15 protein-coding genes are annotated in these 16,413 nt (G+C 73.8%); 13 read left to right on the top strand and 2 right to left on the bottom strand.

Going from position 1 to position 16,413, the window contains the following annotated elements:
- Positions 1–25: 25 nt before the first annotated feature.
- Positions 26–1,081, bottom strand: a complete 1,056-nt coding sequence (locus tag ACERUJ_RS16955) for an ABC transporter ATP-binding protein (protein ID WP_370250031.1) — start codon at positions 1,079–1,081, stop codon at positions 26–28.
- A 3-nt stretch (positions 1,082–1,084) separates the two neighbouring features.
- On the opposite strand from ACERUJ_RS16955, the gene ACERUJ_RS16950 reads away from it, so the two are divergent.
- From ACERUJ_RS16950 to ACERUJ_RS16940, 3 genes are read left to right on the top strand one after another with little or no spacing between them, the layout of a single operon-like run.
- Positions 1,085–1,831 carry an ABC transporter permease gene (locus ACERUJ_RS16950; protein ID WP_370250030.1) on the top strand — a complete coding sequence of 249 codons (747 nt, stop codon included), beginning with the start codon at positions 1,085–1,087 and terminating at the stop codon, positions 1,829–1,831.
- 11 nt (positions 1,832–1,842) lie between these two features.
- Complete coding sequence (locus ACERUJ_RS16945) at positions 1,843–2,610, top strand: ABC transporter permease (RefSeq protein ID WP_370250029.1); 768 nt, start codon at positions 1,843–1,845, stop codon at positions 2,608–2,610.
- Positions 2,607–3,557 carry an ABC transporter substrate-binding protein gene (locus tag ACERUJ_RS16940; protein WP_370250028.1) on the top strand — a complete coding sequence of 317 codons (951 nt, stop codon included), beginning with the start codon at positions 2,607–2,609 and terminating at the stop codon, positions 3,555–3,557. The genes ACERUJ_RS16945 and ACERUJ_RS16940 overlap by 4 nt, the downstream gene beginning before the upstream one ends.
- 124 nt (positions 3,558–3,681) lie before the next feature.
- Here the strand turns inward: ACERUJ_RS16940 and ACERUJ_RS16935 are convergent, their stop codons facing one another.
- Entirely contained in the window at positions 3,682–4,851 is a 1,170-nt protein-coding gene (locus ACERUJ_RS16935) for a glycosyltransferase family 2 protein (RefSeq protein ID WP_370250027.1), read from the bottom strand.
- 112 nt (positions 4,852–4,963) lie between these two features.
- Between ACERUJ_RS16935 and ACERUJ_RS16930 the strand changes: the two genes are divergently transcribed.
- The 10 genes from ACERUJ_RS16930 (at position 4,964) to ACERUJ_RS16885 (ending at position 16,358) form a co-directional block, all read left to right on the top strand.
- Positions 4,964–6,067 (top strand): sulfotransferase family protein, encoded by a 1,104-nt coding sequence (locus ACERUJ_RS16930; RefSeq protein ID WP_370250026.1) that lies wholly within the window; start codon positions 4,964–4,966, stop codon positions 6,065–6,067.
- Positions 6,067–7,017 (top strand): hypothetical protein, encoded by a 951-nt coding sequence (locus ACERUJ_RS16925; protein ID WP_370250025.1) that lies wholly within the window; start codon positions 6,067–6,069, stop codon positions 7,015–7,017. Before ACERUJ_RS16930 ends, ACERUJ_RS16925 begins: the two co-directional genes overlap by 1 nt.
- A 132-nt stretch (positions 7,018–7,149) precedes the next feature.
- Complete coding sequence (locus ACERUJ_RS16920; protein ID WP_370250024.1) at positions 7,150–8,145, top strand: Rossmann-like and DUF2520 domain-containing protein; 996 nt, start codon at positions 7,150–7,152, stop codon at positions 8,143–8,145.
- Positions 8,142–9,038 (top strand): pantoate--beta-alanine ligase, encoded by an 897-nt coding sequence (gene panC / locus ACERUJ_RS16915; protein ID WP_370250023.1) that lies wholly within the window; start codon positions 8,142–8,144, stop codon positions 9,036–9,038. The genes ACERUJ_RS16920 and panC overlap by 4 nt, the downstream gene beginning before the upstream one ends.
- Positions 9,038–9,466, top strand: coding sequence for an aspartate 1-decarboxylase (panD, locus tag ACERUJ_RS16910; RefSeq protein ID WP_370250021.1), 429 nt, complete (start codon positions 9,038–9,040; stop codon positions 9,464–9,466). Before panC ends, panD begins: the two co-directional genes overlap by 1 nt.
- A 67-nt stretch (positions 9,467–9,533) precedes the next feature.
- Positions 9,534–11,252: an L-aspartate oxidase gene (locus tag ACERUJ_RS16905; protein ID WP_370250020.1), complete on the top strand. Its 1,719-nt coding sequence runs from the start codon at positions 9,534–9,536 to the stop codon at positions 11,250–11,252.
- On the top strand, positions 11,249–12,220 hold the full coding sequence (gene nadC, locus ACERUJ_RS16900) for a carboxylating nicotinate-nucleotide diphosphorylase (RefSeq protein ID WP_370250019.1): 972 nt from the start codon (positions 11,249–11,251) through the stop codon (positions 12,218–12,220). Before ACERUJ_RS16905 ends, nadC begins: the two co-directional genes overlap by 4 nt.
- Positions 12,217–12,993: a type III pantothenate kinase gene (locus ACERUJ_RS16895; protein ID WP_370250018.1), complete on the top strand. Its 777-nt coding sequence runs from the start codon at positions 12,217–12,219 to the stop codon at positions 12,991–12,993. Before nadC ends, ACERUJ_RS16895 begins: the two co-directional genes overlap by 4 nt.
- A gap of 219 nt (positions 12,994–13,212) precedes the next feature.
- The gene (locus tag ACERUJ_RS16890; protein ID WP_370250017.1) at positions 13,213–13,548 is read left to right on the top strand and encodes an Lsr2 family protein; all 336 of its coding nucleotides are present in this window, start codon (positions 13,213–13,215) and stop codon (positions 13,546–13,548) included.
- A 221-nt stretch (positions 13,549–13,769) separates the two neighbouring features.
- Positions 13,770–16,358 carry an ATP-dependent Clp protease ATP-binding subunit gene (locus tag ACERUJ_RS16885; RefSeq protein WP_370250016.1) on the top strand — a complete coding sequence of 863 codons (2,589 nt, stop codon included), beginning with the start codon at positions 13,770–13,772 and terminating at the stop codon, positions 16,356–16,358.
- Positions 16,359–16,413 lie beyond the last annotated feature (55 nt).

The raw sequence follows: 16,413 nt of genomic DNA, 5'->3' as shown, positions 1-16,413 counted from the left end.
GGCTCCGGCCGGTGCCGGTGGACCCTCAGTCGCCGGCGGCGAGGGTGCGACGCAGGGCGCGGTGCACGCCGTCGGGGGTGAGGACGCCGACGAACCGGGCGCCGTCGCGCACGGCGACGCGGGGCACGTCCTCGCGCAGCATCACCGCGAGCGCCTCCTCGAGGCTGACGCCGAGGCTGACGGCGGCACCGAGGTCGCCGAGGGTGAGGTCGCCGATCGGCTCGACGAGGTCGGCGGTGAGCCGCACGACGGCCAGGCGCCGCAGGCCGCGGGTGGCGCCCACGAAGTCGGCCACCTCGTCGTCGACGGGGTGGCCGAGCACCTGCGCGGGCGTGCCGACCTGGGCCATCCGGCCGCCGTGGGCGAAGACCGCGATCCGGTCGCCCAGCGCGATGGCCTCGTCGATGTCGTGGGTGACCACGAGCGTGGTGGTGCCCAGCTCGGCGCGCCACTGGTGGAACTCCTCCTGCAGCCGCAGCCGCACCACCGGGTCGACGGCGCCGAACGGCTCGTCCATGAGCAGCACCGGGGGCCGTGCGGCCAGCGCGCGGGCCACCCCCACGCGCTGCCGCTGCCCGCCCGAGAGCTGGTGGGGGTAGCGGTCGCCGTAGGTGTCGGGCTCCAGGCCCACCGTGGCCAGCAGGTCCCGGGCCCGCTCGCGGGCGGTGCGGCGGGTCTCGCCGTAGAGCAGCGGCACGGTCATCACGTTCGCGATCACGGACCGGTGGGGGAAGAGCCCCACCGACTGGATGACGTAGCCGATGCCGCGGCGCAGCTGCACCGGATCGGAGTCGGTGACGTCGACGCCGTCGATCTCGATGCGTCCCGTGGTGGGCTCGATGAGCCGGTTCACCAGGCGCAGGGTGGTGGACTTGCCGCAGCCGGACGGGCCGACGAGGGCCACCACCTCGCCCGGGGCGACGTCGAGGTCGAGGTCGTGCACGGCGACCGTGCCGTCGTCGTAGGTCTTGCCGACCCCGCGCAGGCGGATCATCGGCGTCGCGCTCGGATCCGGGGCCGGACCGACGGCGCGATCGGCGGTCGGTCCCGGGCCCTGGCCCGCGGAGGCGGTAGCGTCCATGCGGTGACCCTACTGGCGGCGGTGTCCCAGGCGGGGGTGCACGCCTCCGTCGTGGCGCCGCTCCCGGGGCGCGACACGCCGTGCTACGCCAAGTCGATCAACGACTGGATCTGCGGCGACTACCTGCGCGACCGGCGCGACGAGCTGGTGGAGGCCACCACGAGCCACGTGCAGATCACCGTCACCGCGGTGCTGCTCGGACTCGCCCTCGCCGTGCCGCTCGCCCTGCTCGTGCGGCGCCTGCCTCGGCTCGAGGGGGTCGTCCTCGGCGGCTCGACCGCGCTCTACACCGTGCCGTCGCTCGCGCTGTTCCCGCTGCTCGTGCCGCTCACCGGCCTCACCACGACCACCGTCGTGATCGGGCTCGCGCTCTACTGCCTCACGATCCTCGTGCGGGCCCTGCTCGACGGCCTGCGCGCGGTGCCCGACGACGTCCGCGACGCCGCCCGGGGGCTCGGCTTCGGCTCGGCGCGGCTGCTGCTGCGCGTCGAGCTGCCGCTCGCGCTGCCGGTCGTGCTCACCGGGCTGCGGGTCGCGACCGTCTCGACCGTCGCCCTCACGACCGTCGGCACGGTCGTCAGCGAGGGCGGCCTGGGCCGGCTCATCGCCGACGGCAAGAACACCCAGTTCAACGCCGAGCTGCTCACCGCCTCGGTGCTGTGCGTCCTGCTCGCCCTGCTGCTGGACGCCCTGCTGGTGCTGGTGCAGCGGCTCTCGACCCCGTGGGCGCGGCGCGCCCGTACGAGCTGAGGGGCGGGCCGATGGACCTCGGCGCCATGTGGGACTTCCTCACCGACCCCGCCTCCTGGCAGGGCCCGAGCGGGCTCGGCACCCAGCTCGTGCAGCAGCTGCTCCTCACCGTCACCGCCCTCGCGGTGGCGGCAGGGGTCGGGCTGCCGATCGCCCTGCTCGCCGGCCACCACGGCCGTGGCGGGTGGCTGGCGATCAACCTGTCCAACCTCGGGCGCGCCGTGCCGACCTTCGCGCTGCTCGCGCTGCTGGCGCGCTTCTCCTGGCCGGGGTCGGCGGAGTTCGGCCCCTACGGCCGCGCGGGCCTGGCCACCCTGCTCGCCCTGGTGTTCTTCGCCCTGCCCCCGATCATCGCGCAGGCCTACGTCGCCGTGCGGGAGGTGCCCGAGGACCTGCGCGACGCCGCCCGCGGGCTCGGGCACTCCGAATGGCAGGTCTTCCGCGCCGTGGAGTGGCCGCTGGCGCTGCCGCTGGTCGTCTCGGGACTGCGGCTCGCGCTGGTGCAGGTCTGGGCCACCGCCACGATCGCGGCGCTGGTCGGCGGCCCCGGTCTGGGCAACATCATCCGACTCGGGTTCGCCGATCTCGACCGGCGCAGCCAGGCGCTGGCGGGCGCGCTGCTGGTCGCCGTGGTCGCGCTCGTGCTCGAGTCGGCCGGCGCCCTGGTGCAGCGCGCCGTGACCCCGCCGCACGCCGGTGGCGGCTCACCCCGTCGGAACGGTCGGCGGATGCGGTTAGGGTCGGCGCAATCCCGTGCTCCTCGAGAGGAACCCGCATGACCCCCAAGATCCACCGCTCCCTTGCGCTCGGCGCCGCCGCCGCGCTCACCGCCCTCACCCTCGCCGCCTGCGGCTCCGACGACTCCGGCGACGGCGGCGACACCGCCCCGGCCGCCGACGCCGTGCCGCTCACCCTCGCCACGCAGTCCTTCCCCGAGGCCACCCTGGTCGGCGCCCTCTACGAGGTGCTGCTCGAGGCCAACGGCTACGACGTCGAGGTCAAGGCCGTCGAGAGCCGCGACGCCTACTTCGGCGAGCTGTCCTCCGGCGACGTCGACGTCGTGCCCGAGTACCTCGCGGCCGTCGGCGACTTCCTCAACACCCAGGCCAACGGCGAGGGCGCCGAGCCGGTCACCTCCTCCGACCCCGCCGCCACCGAGGCCGCGGTCGTGCCGCTGGCGCAGGACGCCGGCGTCACGCTGCTCGACCTCTCCGACGCCAGCTCGCAGAACGCCTTCTTCGTCACCGCCGAGACCGCGGAGTCCGAGAGCCTCACCGCGCTGTCCGACCTCGAGGGTCAGTCGATCGTGCTCGCGGCCTCGCCCGACTGCGACGGTCGTGCCGACTGCGAGGGCGGCCTGAGCGACGTCTACGGCATCGACATCACCGAGATCCTGCCGCTCGGGTTCGCCTCGCCCGAGACCTACGCCGCGGTGCAGGACGGCGAGGCCCAGCTCGGCCTCACCGGCACCATCGACCCCAACCTCGAGGACGAGGGCCTGGTCCTGCTCGAGGACGACCGCGGCATCCAGCCGGCCCAGAACTACGTGCCGGCGGTCAACAGCGACTTCCTCGCCGAGCACGAGGACCTCGCCGGCCCGCTCGACGAGCTGATGGCGGCGCTGGACAACGACACCATCAACGAGCTGCTCGCCCGGATCACCATCGACCGCGAGCAGGCCACCGACGTCGCCGAGGACTACCTCACCGAGCAGGGCCTCATCTGACCCTGGGTCACCGTTCCACGTCGTCACCAGCGAACGGCCGGCGAGATCGACGATCTCGCCTGCCGTTCGCTTGTGACGACCCACCCCCGACCCGTGGCGACCGGCGCACGGCAGGGGAGCCGGGTCAGGCCTCGTGGGGGCGCACGGCGAGCGCGGCCGGCTCGACCGTGGCCGGGTCGAGGCCCGGGATCTCCAGGCGCAGGCCGCCGGCCCCGTCGGGCACCCGGCGCGGCCGGGTGCCGGGGGGCAGGTCGGCGGCGGGGCGCTGCCCGAGGTCGGCGTCGTCGCGCCGGTCCTGCACGACCAGCCAGCCGGTCAGCCGGTGCACGGGCGCGAGGTGGCTGGCCAGCACGCCCTCGACGCCGAACAGCTCGCGCACCCCGGTCACCAGCAGGTCCCACCAGGCGGCGGCCTCGGGCGTGGGGGGCAGGTCGGGGATCTGCTCGAAGTAGCGGCCCAGGTCGCCGGGCAGCACGACCTCGTGGAACACCCGGCTCACCGCGGGCGACCCGTGGCGCGCCACCGAGGCGATCGCCAGCCGCTTGGTGTGCCAGCGGTCCACCAGATCGGTCAGCGAGCCGCGCTGCTGGGTGATCGAGGTGCCGTCGGTGCGGGTGCGCCAGTGGTAGACCACGTCGGGCACGACCGCGAGCCGGCGCGCGGCGAGGAAGGCCTCGGTGGTGGTCGGCTGGTCCTCGTAGCGCCGACCCTCGAGCCACGACAGGCCGGCGGCGTCCCAGAAGTCGCGGCGGTACAGCTTGTTCCAGGCGAAGACGTCGCCGAGCAGCTCCGGCTCGTCCTCGATCGTGCGCGGCCGGCCCTGGTGGGTGCGGCGCATCCACGGCGGCTCGACCAGCCGGTCGCGTCCGTCCGGGGCGTCGGCGGGATACCACCGGGCGATCGAGCCGGTCACCAGGTCGGCGCCGGCGCGCTGCAGCGCACGGGCCAGGGTCGTGTAGGCGTGGGCCGGCACGACGTCGTCGGAGTCGGCGAACCCGAGCAGCGCCCCGCGGGCGTGGGCGATGCCGGTGTTGCGCGCCGCCCCGAGGCCGGCGTTGGACTGACGTACCAGCCGGACCCGCGGATCGCGGCGCTCGTAGTCGGCGGCGATCGCGGCGCTGGCGTCGGGCGAGCCGTCGTCCACGACCACGACCTCCAGGGCGGGGTAGGTGCTCGCCAGCACGCTGTCCAGGCAGGCGGGGAGGTAGGCCTCGACGTCGTAGACGGGCACGACCACGCTCAGCAGCGGCGCCTGGCCGCCCCCGGCCGCGTCGCGGCGTCGTCCCCACCTCACGGGGAGGAACGCTAGCCGTCGTGGCCGCCCGGGGGCCGACGGGACCGGGGGAGAGGCGGCTCACGCCCGGTGAGGCGGGTCCGGGACCGCGCGGAGGATAAAGTGCCCCCTCGTGAGCGACCCGAGCAGCATCGATCCGAGCGAGTACCCCCGCAAGGTGGTGTTCGTGGCCGGCGCCGGCCGCAGCGGCACCTCCACGATGGCCGGGCTGCTGCAGATCCTCGGCCTGCACGTGCCCAAGCCCGAGGTGGTCGCCGACGAGACCAACCCCAAGGGCTTCGGCGAGCCCCGCTGGGTGGTCGACCACCACGACCGGCTCCTCAAGGAGGCGCTGGTCCAGGTGAGCGACTCCCGCCCCGAGGCGTGGTTCGAGACCGGTCGGCTCTCGGCGCGGGAGAACGAGCGCCTCACCACCACCGCCTGGCTCAGCGAGCACTTCGACGTCAGCCGCGAGCTCGTGGTCAAGGACCCCCGGCTGAGCTGGTTCCTCTCGCTGTGGCGGGTCGCGGCGCTGCGCAGCGAGGCCACCCCGACCTTCGTCACGATGCTGCGCCCGCCGGCCGAGGTCGTGGGCTCCAAGCAGACCTACTACGGCAACAAGCTCGGCGCGGCGCACCTCGCGGCGTCGTGGCTGAACATGCTGCTGCACACCGAGCGCGGCACCCGCGAGTCGGTGGCCGACGGCGGTCGCGTGTTCGTGCGCTACGCCGACCTGCTCGACGACTGGGTGCGCACCACCATGCACGTGGGCCAGACCCTGCAGCTGCAGCACGTGCTGCACGCCGACTCCGAGCGGATCCGCGACGGCCACCGCTTCGTCGACCCCTCGCTGCGCCGGATGAGCCAGAGCCTGGACGACCTCCACCTCCCGCCGCGGCTGCACGAGCTCACCGCCGCCACCTGGGAGGAGCTCAACAAGCTCGCCGAGCCCGGGGGCGACGTCCCCGCGGTGCACGCCACCCTCGACGAGCTGCGCGAGGCCTACACCGACCTCTACGCCGAGGCCGAGGCGATCTCGCGCTCCAGCGTGGTCGCGGCGGAGCAGAAGCTGCGCGCCCAGAACCGGCAGGGCAAGGCCGGCCCCGGCCCCGGCCGCCCGGCCGCGCCCGCGCCGGAGTTCGCCGCCGACCGCGTGCCGCACGGCGTGCGCAAGATGGTGCCCGCGCCGGTGCGCCGCGGCCTGCGCAAGATGGCCGGCCGCGAGCGGCCCGCCTGATGGCCGCCTCCGGGTCCGCCCGCGGCACCGGCCTGAGCAACATCGAGGGCCACACCGACTTCGACATCACCTGGCCCTGGGCCCGCCCCGAGGGTCTGCGCGGCGGCAGCACCGCCGTGCTGCGGGTCAAGGACGAGGCGGCCTCGCTGCCCTTCGTGCTCCCGCCGCTGCTGCGCTCGATGGACCACGTGCTGCTGGTCGACAACGGCTCCACCGACGGCACCGCCGACGTCGCCCGCGCCACCGCGTCGGCGTCGGGTCACGCCGGGAGGTTGACGGTCACCGAGTACCCCTTCGAGGTGGCGCGCGCGGGTGCGGAGCACCTCGCCGTGCACGAGCGCTCCGTGCACTCCCTGGCCTACTTCTACAACTGGTGCTTCGCGCAGGTGCGCACCCGCTACTCCTTCAAGTGGGACGGCGACATGGTGCTCACCACCGAGGGCGAGGTGTCCCTGGGCGACCTCGGCTGGCAGGTCGGCGACGCCCAGGTGATCATCCGGGTGCCGCGCCACGGGCTCTACCTCGCCGACGACCGCACCGCCTACCTCGACCTCGGCCTGCGCAACGCCGAGGAGTGGGGCTTCCCCACCGGCCCGGACTTCGTGTTCACCAAGGCCTTCGAGTGGGAGGTGCGCACGACCCCCGACCCGGTGCGCTCCTTCGCCCTGCCGCACGGCCTGTGCGTGGAGCTGAAGTACCTCGACGGCGACGAGTTCGCCCACTGGACCGACCCCGCCTCCTTCGCCACCAGCTTCCGCAACAAGCGCAAGCGGCGCGAGTGGGCGGTCTTCCACAGCCTGCGCGACGGCGTCGTGCCCGAGGGCGTCCACGAGATCCACGCGCCCGAGGGCGTGCACGTGGTCGACCACGTCACCCGCACCTGGCTGCCCCAGGCGCCCCGCCCGCTGCAGGTGGGCACCGTCGTCGTCACCGACGACCGGCGTCCCTGAGCCGGGGGCCCGCCGCCGCGCGTGGCCCACGTCACCTCCGCCGGGCGTTCCCAGGCCCGGATCGGCCGGCGTACATTGATCTGGTTGCCCACCGTCCGGTACCCGCCAGGGACTGGAACGAAAGGTCTGACGATGACGCCTGACGCGGTCGTGCCTGCGCGCGCCGACGCACCCCGTGACGCCCCGCGGTTCCGGGTCGGCGTCATCGGTGCGGGTCGGGTCGGTGCCGTCCTGGCGGCCGGTCTGGCCGCGGCCGGTCACGACGTCGTCGCCGCGGCGGGGGAGTCCGACGCCTCGCGCGGACGCATCGCCGCGCTGCTGCCGCACCTGGCGGCGCTGCCGCCGGCCAAGCCCACGACCGTCGCGCGGGCCAGCGACCTGCTGCTGCTCACCGTGCCCGACGACATGCTGCCCAACGTCGTCACCGTGCTGGCCGACTCCGGCGCGCTGCGCCCGGGGCAGGTCGTCGTGCACACCTCCGGTCGCCACGGCCTGGCGGTGCTCGCGCCCGCGGCGGCGGTCGGCGCCCGGGTGGTGGCGCTGCACCCCGCGATGACCTTCACCGGCACCGCCGTCGACCTCGACCGTCTGCCCGGCTGCGTGTTCGGCCTCGCCGCGGGCGAGCAGGAGCGGGGGGTCGCCGCGCAGCTGGTGGCCGACCTCGGCGGTCGCGCGATGTGGGTGCCCGACGAGCGGCGCGCGCTCTACCACGCCGGTCTGGCCCACGGCGCCAACCACCTGGTGACGCTGGTCAGCGAGGCGCTGCAGCTGCTCGCCGGAGCCGGCGCCGACGACCCCGCCGCCGTGCTGCGCCCGCTGCTCACCGCCGCCCTCGACAACGCCCTCGAGCACGGCGACGCCGCCCTCACCGGCCCGATCGTGCGCGGCGACGTCAACACCGTGCGCGCCCACCTCGACGACCTGCTCGTCCAGGCGCCCACCACCCTGCCCAGCTACCTCGCCCTCGCCCGCGCCACCCTGGCCCGCGCCGTCACCGACGGCCGCCTCACCGCGCTGCGCGCCCACGCCATCGCCGCGGTGCTCGACGCCGCGGAGGACGCCGCGGCGTCGTCGGCGCCGGGCCGCACGTCCGCGCAGCGCGGCCTCGCCACCCCGGAGCAGCGATGAGCGACCGTCCGCTGCTGGTCGGCACCCGTGCCGAGCTGGCCGAGGCGCTGCGCGAGCGCCCGGGCCGGGTCGGCCTGGTGCCCACGATGGGGGCCCTGCACGCCGGGCACGCCAGCCTCATGACCCGCGCCCGCAGCGAGGTCGACGCCGGTCCCGTCGTGGTGTCGGTGTTCGTCAACCCGCTGCAGTTCGGCGCCGGCGAGGACCTCGACCGCTACCCCCGCACCCTGGCGGCCGACCTCGCGTTGTGCGGCGACGCCGGCGTGGACGTCGTCTTCGCCCCCACCGTCGCCGAGGTCTACCCCGGCGGCGACCCGCAGGTGACGGTCGGGCCGGGCCCGCTGGGGGAGGTCCTGGAGGGTCGCACCCGACCGGGCCACTTCCGCGGCGTGCTCACCGTCGTGGCCAAGCTGTTCGGCCTCGTGCGCCCCGACGTCGCGGTGTTCGGGGAGAAGGACTTCCAGCAGCTCGCCCTGATCCGCCGGATGGCCGCCGACCTGTGCCTGGGCGTCGACGTCGTCGGCGCGCCGACCCTGCGCGACCCCGACGGGCTGGCGATGTCGAGCCGCAACGCCTACCTCTCGGCTCAGGAGCGGCAGCACGCCCTGGCGCTGAGCCGGGCGCTGCGGGCGGCCGAGCGGGCCGCCGCGGAGACCGGCTCCGTGGCCGCCGCCCGCGCGGCCGCCGAGGCGGTGCTCGCCGACGCCGCCGCGCGCGGCGAGATCGAGCTCGACTACCTCGCCCTCACCACCCCCGACCTCGAGCCCCTGTCCGACGACCCGTCGGCCGCGGTGCTCGACCCCGGCACGCCCGCGCGTGCCCTCCTGGCCGCCCGCGTGGGCACCACGCGGCTCATCGACAACATCCCGTTGCGAATCGGAAGGATCAGCTGATGCTGCGCACGATGATGAAGAGCAAGATCCACCGGGCGACGGTCACCCAGGCCGACCTCCACTACGTCGGATCGGTCACGGTCGACGAGGACCTCCTCGACGCCGCCGACCTGCTGCCCGGCGAGCTGGTGCACATCGTCGACATCTCCAACGGCGCGCGCCTGGAGACCTACACGATCGCCGGCGAGCGCGGCAGCGGGATCATCGGCATCAACGGCGCCGCGGCCCGCCTCGTGCAGCCCGGCGACCTGGTGATCCTCATCGGCTACGCCCAGATGACCACCCAGGAGGCGCGCGAGCTCAAGCCGCACGTCGTGTTCGTCGACGCCGACAACAAGATCCTCGCCACCGGCTTCGACCCCGCGGAGGCGATCGAGGGCTCGGGTCTGCTGCGCGGCGACCGGGTGCGCCAGGAGATCGGGCGCTGACCGGGACCCCGGACCGCCACCCCGAAGCGCCTGCCGGCGACCCGCACCCCACCGATAGCCTGCCGCGATGACGCGTGTCACTCCGCTCCCGGGCCGGCTCGAGGCCCCCGAGCCCGGTTGGACCACGACCGCCGACGTGGTCGTGATCGGCTCCGGCGTGGCCGGCCTCACCGCCGCGCTGCGCCTGGTCGGCCACGTCGACAAGGTGCTCGTCGTCACCAAGGACCGGCTCGCCGCGGGCTCCACCCAGTGGGCCCAGGGCGGCATCGCCGCGGCGCTCGGGCCCGGCGACACCCCCGCGCAGCACGAGCGCGACACCCTGGTGGCGGGTGCCGGCGCGTGCGACCTCGACGCGGTGCGCACCCTGGTCACCGAGGGACCCGACGCCGTGCGCGAGCTCATCGCCCTCGGCGCGATGTTCGACCACGACCCCGACGGCGAGCTGTCCCTCACCCGCGAGGGCGGCCACCACCGCGACCGCATCGCGCACGCCGGCGGCGACGCCACGGGTGCGGAGATCCAGCGCGCGCTCATCGCCGCGGTCGGTCGGGCCCCGGAGATCGAGGTCGTCAAGCGCGCCCTGGCCCTGGACCTGCTCCTCGACGACGACGGCGGCGTCGCCGGCGTCACCCTGCACGTCATGGGCGAGGGTCAGCGCGACGGCGTGGGCGCGGTGCGCTGCCGCGCCGTCGTGCTGGCCAGCGGCGGCCTGGGACAGATCTTCAGCCAGACCACCAACCCCGCGGTCTCCACCGGCGACGGCATGGCGCTGGCCCTGCGCGCCGGCGCGACGCTGCGCGACCTGGAGTTCGTGCAGTTCCACCCCACGGTGATGTACCTGGGCCCCGACTCCACCGGCCAGCAGCCTCTGATCTCCGAGGCCGTGCGCGGCGAGGGCGCGTTCCTCGTCGACGACGACGGCACCCGCTTCATGCAGGGCGTGCACGAGCTGGCCGACCTCGCCCCGCGCGACGTCGTCGCCAAGGCGATCATGCGGCGGATGCTGGAGACCGGTCGCCCCCACACGTGGCTCGACGCCCGCGCGCTCGGCGAGGAGTTCTGGGAGCGGCGCTTCCCGACGATCCTCGCCACCTGCCGCAGCCACGGCGTCGACCCCGCCCACGACCTCATCCCGGTGGCCCCGGCCTGCCACTACGCCTCGGGCGGGGTGCGCACCGACCTCTGGGGCCGCACGGACGTGCCCGGCCTCTACGCCACCGGCGAGGTGGCCTGCTCGGGCGTGCACGGCGCGAACCGGCTGGCCTCCAACTCCCTGCTGGAGGGCCTGGTCTTCTCGCGCCGCATCGCGGAGGTGCTGCCCGCCGAGCTGCGCCCCTGGAGCGAGCCGGTGGCCGACACCCGGCCCGCCGGCCTCGTCGCCCCTTCGATCCGCGCCGACCTGCAGGCCACGATGAGCAGCCGGGTCGGGGTGCTGCGCCACCAGACCGGTCTCGACGACGCCGCGGCCGAGCTCGACAAGCTCGCCGCCACCAGTGCCGAGGCCGTGGAGCTGGCGGCCTGGGAGGCCGCGAACCTGCTCACGGTCGCCACCGCCGTGATCGCCTCCGCGGCGCTGCGCCGCGAGACCCGCGGCTCGCACTGGCGCGAGGACCACCCCGAGCGCGACGACGCCGCCTACGCCGGGCACGTCGACATCGTGCTGCGTGCCGGCGTGCCCGAGGTGGCCTTCACCCCCGGGCCGATCACGGACGGGCCGATCACGGACGGGCCGATCACCGACGGGCCCGGGACGCCCGCGGCGGCCCCGGCGGGGGCGGCGTCGTGATCCGGCGGCTGCCGCTCGCCGAGATCGACCCCGCCCTGGTGGCCGAGATCGTGGCCGCGGGGCTCGACCCCGTCGCCCGGCACACCCACGTGGCGCTGGCCTTCGAGGAGGACCTGCCCGGCGGGGCGCCCGACGCCACCAGCGAGGCCATGCCGGCCATGGGCACGGCCGTGGCCGACATCGTGGCCCGCGAGCCCGGCACCGTCGCGGGGCTCGTCGTGGCCGAGTTCGCCTTCCGCTACGCCCTGGGCGACGACGTCGAGATCACCGGGCGGCTCGCCGACGGCTCCCGGGTCGACCCCGGCGACGTCGTGCTGAGCGTGCGCGGGCCGGTGCAGGGCGTGCTCACCGCCGAGCGCACCGCGCTGAACTTCGCCAGCCACCTCTCCGGCGTCGCCACCGCCACCGCCGCGTGGGTGGACGCCCTGCGCGGCACCCGCGCGCGGGTGCTCGACACCCGCAAGACGCTGCCGGGGTGGCGGGCGCTGCAGAAGTACGCCGTGCGGTGCGGCGGCGGGGTCAACCACCGGTTCTCGCTGGTGGACCGCGCGATGGTCAAGGACAACCACGCGGTGGCCGCGGGCGGGGTGGTCGAGGCCTACCGGCGCGTGGTGGCCGCCCGCCCCGACCTGCGGGTCGAGGTCGAGGTCACCGACCTCGACCAGCTGCGGGCGGTGCTCACCGCCGGCTGCACCGAGGTGCTGCTCGACAACATGACGACCGCGCAGATGGCCGAGGCGGTGCGCCTCACCCGCGACGAGTTCGGTGGCCGCGCCACCCTCGAGGCCTCCGGCGGTCTCACCCTGGCCCGGGCCCGCGAGGTGGCGGTCACCGGCGTCGACTTCATCTCCTCCGGAGCCCTCACCCACTCGGTCACGGTCTTCGACCTCGGGCTGGACTTCCGCGAGGAGACCGGCGGCGGGTCCCTCGGCGGGTCCGCGGGGCGCCACGGGGTCGGTCGGCCGTGAGCCTGCTCGCCATCGACGTCGGCAACGCCCACACCGTCTTCGGGCTGCTGGTCGAGGGGCGCGTGGTGCACGACTGGCGGGTGTCCACCGACCTCCACCGCACCGCCGACGAGTGGGCCGTGCTCATGCGGGGCCTGGTCGGGCGCCGCGCCGCGGAGATCGACGGCGTCGTGGTGTGCTCGACGGTGCCCTCGGTGCTCCACGCCACCCGCGAGATGCTGGCCGGCCATTTCGGCGACCTCCCGAGCGTGATCGTCGAGCCCGGGGTGCGCACCGGTGTCCCGATCGCGGTCGACAATCCCCGCGAGGTCGGCACCGACCGCATCGTGAACGCGGTGGCCGCCGCCGAACTCGTGGGCGGGCCGGCGATCGTGGTCGATTTCGGCGGTACCGCCACGACCTTCGACGTCCTCGACGGCGCGGGCCGTTATGTCGGCGGCGCGATCACCCCCGGGATCGAGATCTCCCTGGAGGCCCTGAGTCGCGGCGGTGCGCAATTGCGGATGGTCGAGCTCGCCCGCCCGCGCTCGGTGATCGGCAAGAACACCGTCGAGGCGCTGCAGTCCGGGATGCTCTTCGGCGTCGCCAGCCAGGTCGAGGGCATGGTCGAGCGGCTCATCGAGGCCCTCGGGTGCGCCACCGACGACGTCGCCGTCATCGCCACGGGTCACCTCGCCCCGCTGGTGGCGGCCGAGTGCCGCTGCTTCACCGACACCGAGCCGTGGCTGACCCTGCAGGGTCTGGGACTCGTGTTCGCGCGCAACCAGCGCTGAGCCCGCAAATTCAGCGCCGGAATTCGGGCCGATTCGACCGGATTCCACCCGGTGCCGATCCGAGGGCGCTCCGAGGGCGATCCGAGATGGGACCCCTGCCCCCATTTTGTCGCGTGCACGTGAGAATTCCATGGTGTTCCCCGCGATCCGTTCGGATTCAATTGGAACAGATCGCCGCGGAATACGGATCTTGCGATAAACGGGTATATCGTGAGTTCCATGGTGCAGAAGATCAATGTGGTCCTGGTCGACGACATCGACGGCAGCGAGGCCCACGAGACGCTCGTGTTCGCCCTCGACGGCGCGACCTACGAGATCGACCTCAACGAGGAGCACGCCGCGCAGCTGCGTGAGGCGCTCGCGCCCTTCCTCGGCCACGCCCGCAAGGTCAGCGCCGGCGCCCGCCGCGCCGCGACCCGCAGCAAGGCCCCCGCCGGTGGCGGCGGTCCCTCGGCGCGCGAGATCCGCGACTGGGCCCGCTCGCAGGGCCTGGAGGTGCCCGAGCGCGGCCGCATCCCCGCCGAGATCCGCGAGGCCTTCGAGTCCGCGAGCTGATCAGCACCCGGTCCGACCCCTCCTGGGGGAGGGCCGCCCAGCCCCCGCGCCCGGCGCCGGAGCACGACCTCGCGTCGTCCCCGGCACCGGGCGCGTTCGCTGTCAGCGGACGGCATTTCCTTCGCGGCGGGAACGCGTAGGCTGGCAACGCGGTTGTACGAGTCGTACCCCGGTCGCTGCACCACGTAGCGGCGGGCCCGCGTACGTGAGGAGCGATGCACATGTTCGAGCGGTTCACCGACCGAGCGCGCCGGGTGGTCGTGCTGGCCCAGGAAGAGGCCCGCATGCTCTCCCACAACTACATCGGCACCGAGCACATCCTGCTCGGTCTCATCCACGAGGGTGAGGGCGTCGCCGCGAAGGCTCTGGAGAGCCTCGACATCTCGCTCGAGGCGGTGCGTGCGCAGGTCGAGGAGATCATCGGCCAGGGGCAGCAGGCGCCCTCGGGCCACATCCCGTTCACCCCCCGCGCCAAGAAGGTGCTCGAGCTCTCGCTGCGCGAGGCGCTGCAGCTGGGCCACTCCTACATCGGCACCGAGCACATCCTGCTCGGCCTGATCCGCGAGGGTGAGGGCGTGGCAGCCCAGGTGCTGCAGAAGCTCGGCGCCGACCTCAACCGCGTGCGCCAGCAGGTCATCCAGCTGCTCTCCGGCTTCCAGGGCAAGGAGAACACCCAGCAGGCCGCGGCCGCCACGGGTGGCGGCAGCGACGCGCCGTCGTCGTCGCTGGTGCTCGACCAGTTCGGGCGCAACCTCACCCAGGACGCCCGCGAGGGCAAGCTCGACCCGATCATCGGCCGCGCCCAGCAGATCGAGCGCGTCATGCAGGTGCTCAGCCGGCGCACGAAGAACAACCCCGTGCTCATCGGTGAGCCCGGTGTCGGCAAGACCTCGATCGTGGAGGGCCTGGCTCAGGACATCGTCAAGGGCAACGTGCCCGAGACGCTGAAGGACAAGCAGATCTACACCCTCGACCTCGGCGCCCTCGTGGCCGGCTCGCGCTACCGCGGCGACTTCGAGGAGCGGCTGAAGAAGGTCCTCAAGGAGATCCGCACCCGCGGCGACATCGTGCTGTTCATCGACGAGATCCACACCCTCGTCGGTGCCGGCGCGGCCGAGGGCGCCATCGACGCCGCCAGCATCCTCAAGCCGATGCTGGCCCGCGGTGAGCTGCAGACCATCGGTGCCACCACCCTCGACGAGTACCGCAAGTACCTCGAGAAGGACGCCGCGCTGGAGCGCCGCTTCCAGCCCATCCAGGTGCCCGAGCCGTCCATCGCCGACACCATCGAGATGCTCAAGGGCATCCGCGACCGGTACGAGGCCCACCACCGGGTCACGATCACCGACGAGGCGCTGGTCTCGGCTGCCACCCTGGCCGACCGCTACATCTCCGACCGCTTCCTGCCCGACAAGGCGATCGACCTGATCGACGAGGCCGGCTCGCGGCTGCGCATCCGTCGCATGACGGCGCCCGCCGACCTGCGCGAGTACGACGACAAGATCGCCGAGGTGCGCCAGCGCAAGGAGGCCGCGATCGACGGCCAGGACTTCGAGGCCGCCGCCCGCCTGCGCGACGAGGAGAAGCAGCTCATCCTCGCCAAGGCCGACCGCGAGAAGCAGTGGCGCTCGGGCGACATGGACGAGGTCGCGGAGGTCGACGAGGAGCTGATCGCCGAGGTGCTCGCCGTGGCCACCGGCATCCCGATCGTCAAGCTCAGCGAGGAGGAGTCCACCCGTCTGCTCAAGATGGAGGACGAGCTCCACAAGCGCGTCATCGGTCAGGACGAGGCCGTCAAGGCGCTGTCCCGGGCGATCCGCCGCACCCGCGCGGGCCTGAAGGACCCCAAGCGTCCCGGCGGGTCCTTCATCTTCGCCGGCCCCTCCGGTGTCGGCAAGACCTGGCTGTCCAAGACGCTCGCGGAGTTCCTCTTCGGCGACGAGGACTCCCTGATCCAGCTCGACATGTCGGAGTTCTCCGAGAAGCACACCGTCTCGCGCCTGTTCGGTTCGCCTCCGGGCTACGTCGGCTACGAGGAGGGCGGCCAGCTCACCGAGAAGGTGCGTCGCAAGCCGTTCTCGGTGGTGCTCTTCGACGAGGTCGAGAAGGCCCACCCCGACATCTTCAACAGCCTGCTGCAGATCCTGGAGGAGGGTCGGCTCACCGACTCCCAGGGTCGGGTCGTGGACTTCAAGAACACCGTGATCATCATGACCACGAACCTCGGCACCCGCGACATCGCCAAGTCGGTGCACCTGGGCTTCAACCAGAGCGGCGACGCGGCCGGCTCCTACGAGCGCATGAAGAGCAAGGTCTCGGAGGAGCTCAAGCAGCACTTCCGCCCCGAGTTCCTCAACCGTGTGGACGAGATCATCGTCTTCCCGCCGCTCTCGCGCGAGCAGATCATCGCGATGGTCGACAACATGATCGCCGCGGTGGAGGTGCGTCTGAAGGACCGCGACATGCGTCTGGAGCTCACCCAGGCCGCCAAGGACCTGCTCGCCGAGCGGGGCTTCGACCCCGTGCTGGGTGCCCGGCCGCTGCGCCGCACCATCCAGCGCGAGATCGAGGACGTCCTGGCCGAGAAGATGCTCTACGGCGAGGTCGGCCCCGGCCAGATCGTGCTGGTCGACGTCGAGGGCACCGGCCCGCAGGCCGCGTTCACCTTCGTGGGCCAGAAGGTCGGCGCCCTGCCCGACCTGCCGCCCTTCGAGACCGCCGAGGTCGGGGGCGAGGAGTCCCTGGGCGGCATCGACATCACCAAGGCGCCCCCGGCGTCCGGTGAGACCGAGGGCGGCGCCACCGCCTGACCCGTTCCACCTCGTCGCGGCCCCGCCGCCCCCACCCGGCCCGCGGGCCGCGGTG

It is taken from the genome of Nocardioides sp., assembly GCF_964228225.1.
Classification (GTDB): Bacteria; Actinomycetota; Actinomycetes; order Propionibacteriales; family Nocardioidaceae; genus Nocardioides.
This window is presented reverse-complemented; position numbering and strand designations above follow the sequence as displayed.

Coding starts and splice junctions, on each gene's coding strand:
- ACERUJ_RS16955 (WP_370250031.1), bottom strand. CDS start 1,081: ATGGACGCTACCGCCTCCGCGGGCCAGGGCCCGGGACCGACCGCCGAT.
- ACERUJ_RS16945 (WP_370250029.1), top strand. CDS start 1,843: ATGGACCTCGGCGCCATGTGGGACTTCCTCACCGACCCCGCCTCCTGG.
- ACERUJ_RS16940 (WP_370250028.1), top strand. CDS start 2,607: ATGACCCCCAAGATCCACCGCTCCCTTGCGCTCGGCGCCGCCGCCGCG.
- ACERUJ_RS16925 (WP_370250025.1), top strand. CDS start 6,067: ATGGCCGCCTCCGGGTCCGCCCGCGGCACCGGCCTGAGCAACATCGAG.
- ACERUJ_RS16920 (WP_370250024.1), top strand. CDS start 7,150: ATGACGCCTGACGCGGTCGTGCCTGCGCGCGCCGACGCACCCCGTGAC.
- panC (WP_370250023.1), top strand. CDS start 8,142: ATGAGCGACCGTCCGCTGCTGGTCGGCACCCGTGCCGAGCTGGCCGAG.
- panD (WP_370250021.1), top strand. CDS start 9,038: ATGCTGCGCACGATGATGAAGAGCAAGATCCACCGGGCGACGGTCACC.
- ACERUJ_RS16905 (WP_370250020.1), top strand. CDS start 9,534: ATGACGCGTGTCACTCCGCTCCCGGGCCGGCTCGAGGCCCCCGAGCCC.
- ACERUJ_RS16890 (WP_370250017.1), top strand. CDS start 13,213: ATGGTGCAGAAGATCAATGTGGTCCTGGTCGACGACATCGACGGCAGC.
- ACERUJ_RS16885 (WP_370250016.1), top strand. CDS start 13,770: ATGTTCGAGCGGTTCACCGACCGAGCGCGCCGGGTGGTCGTGCTGGCC.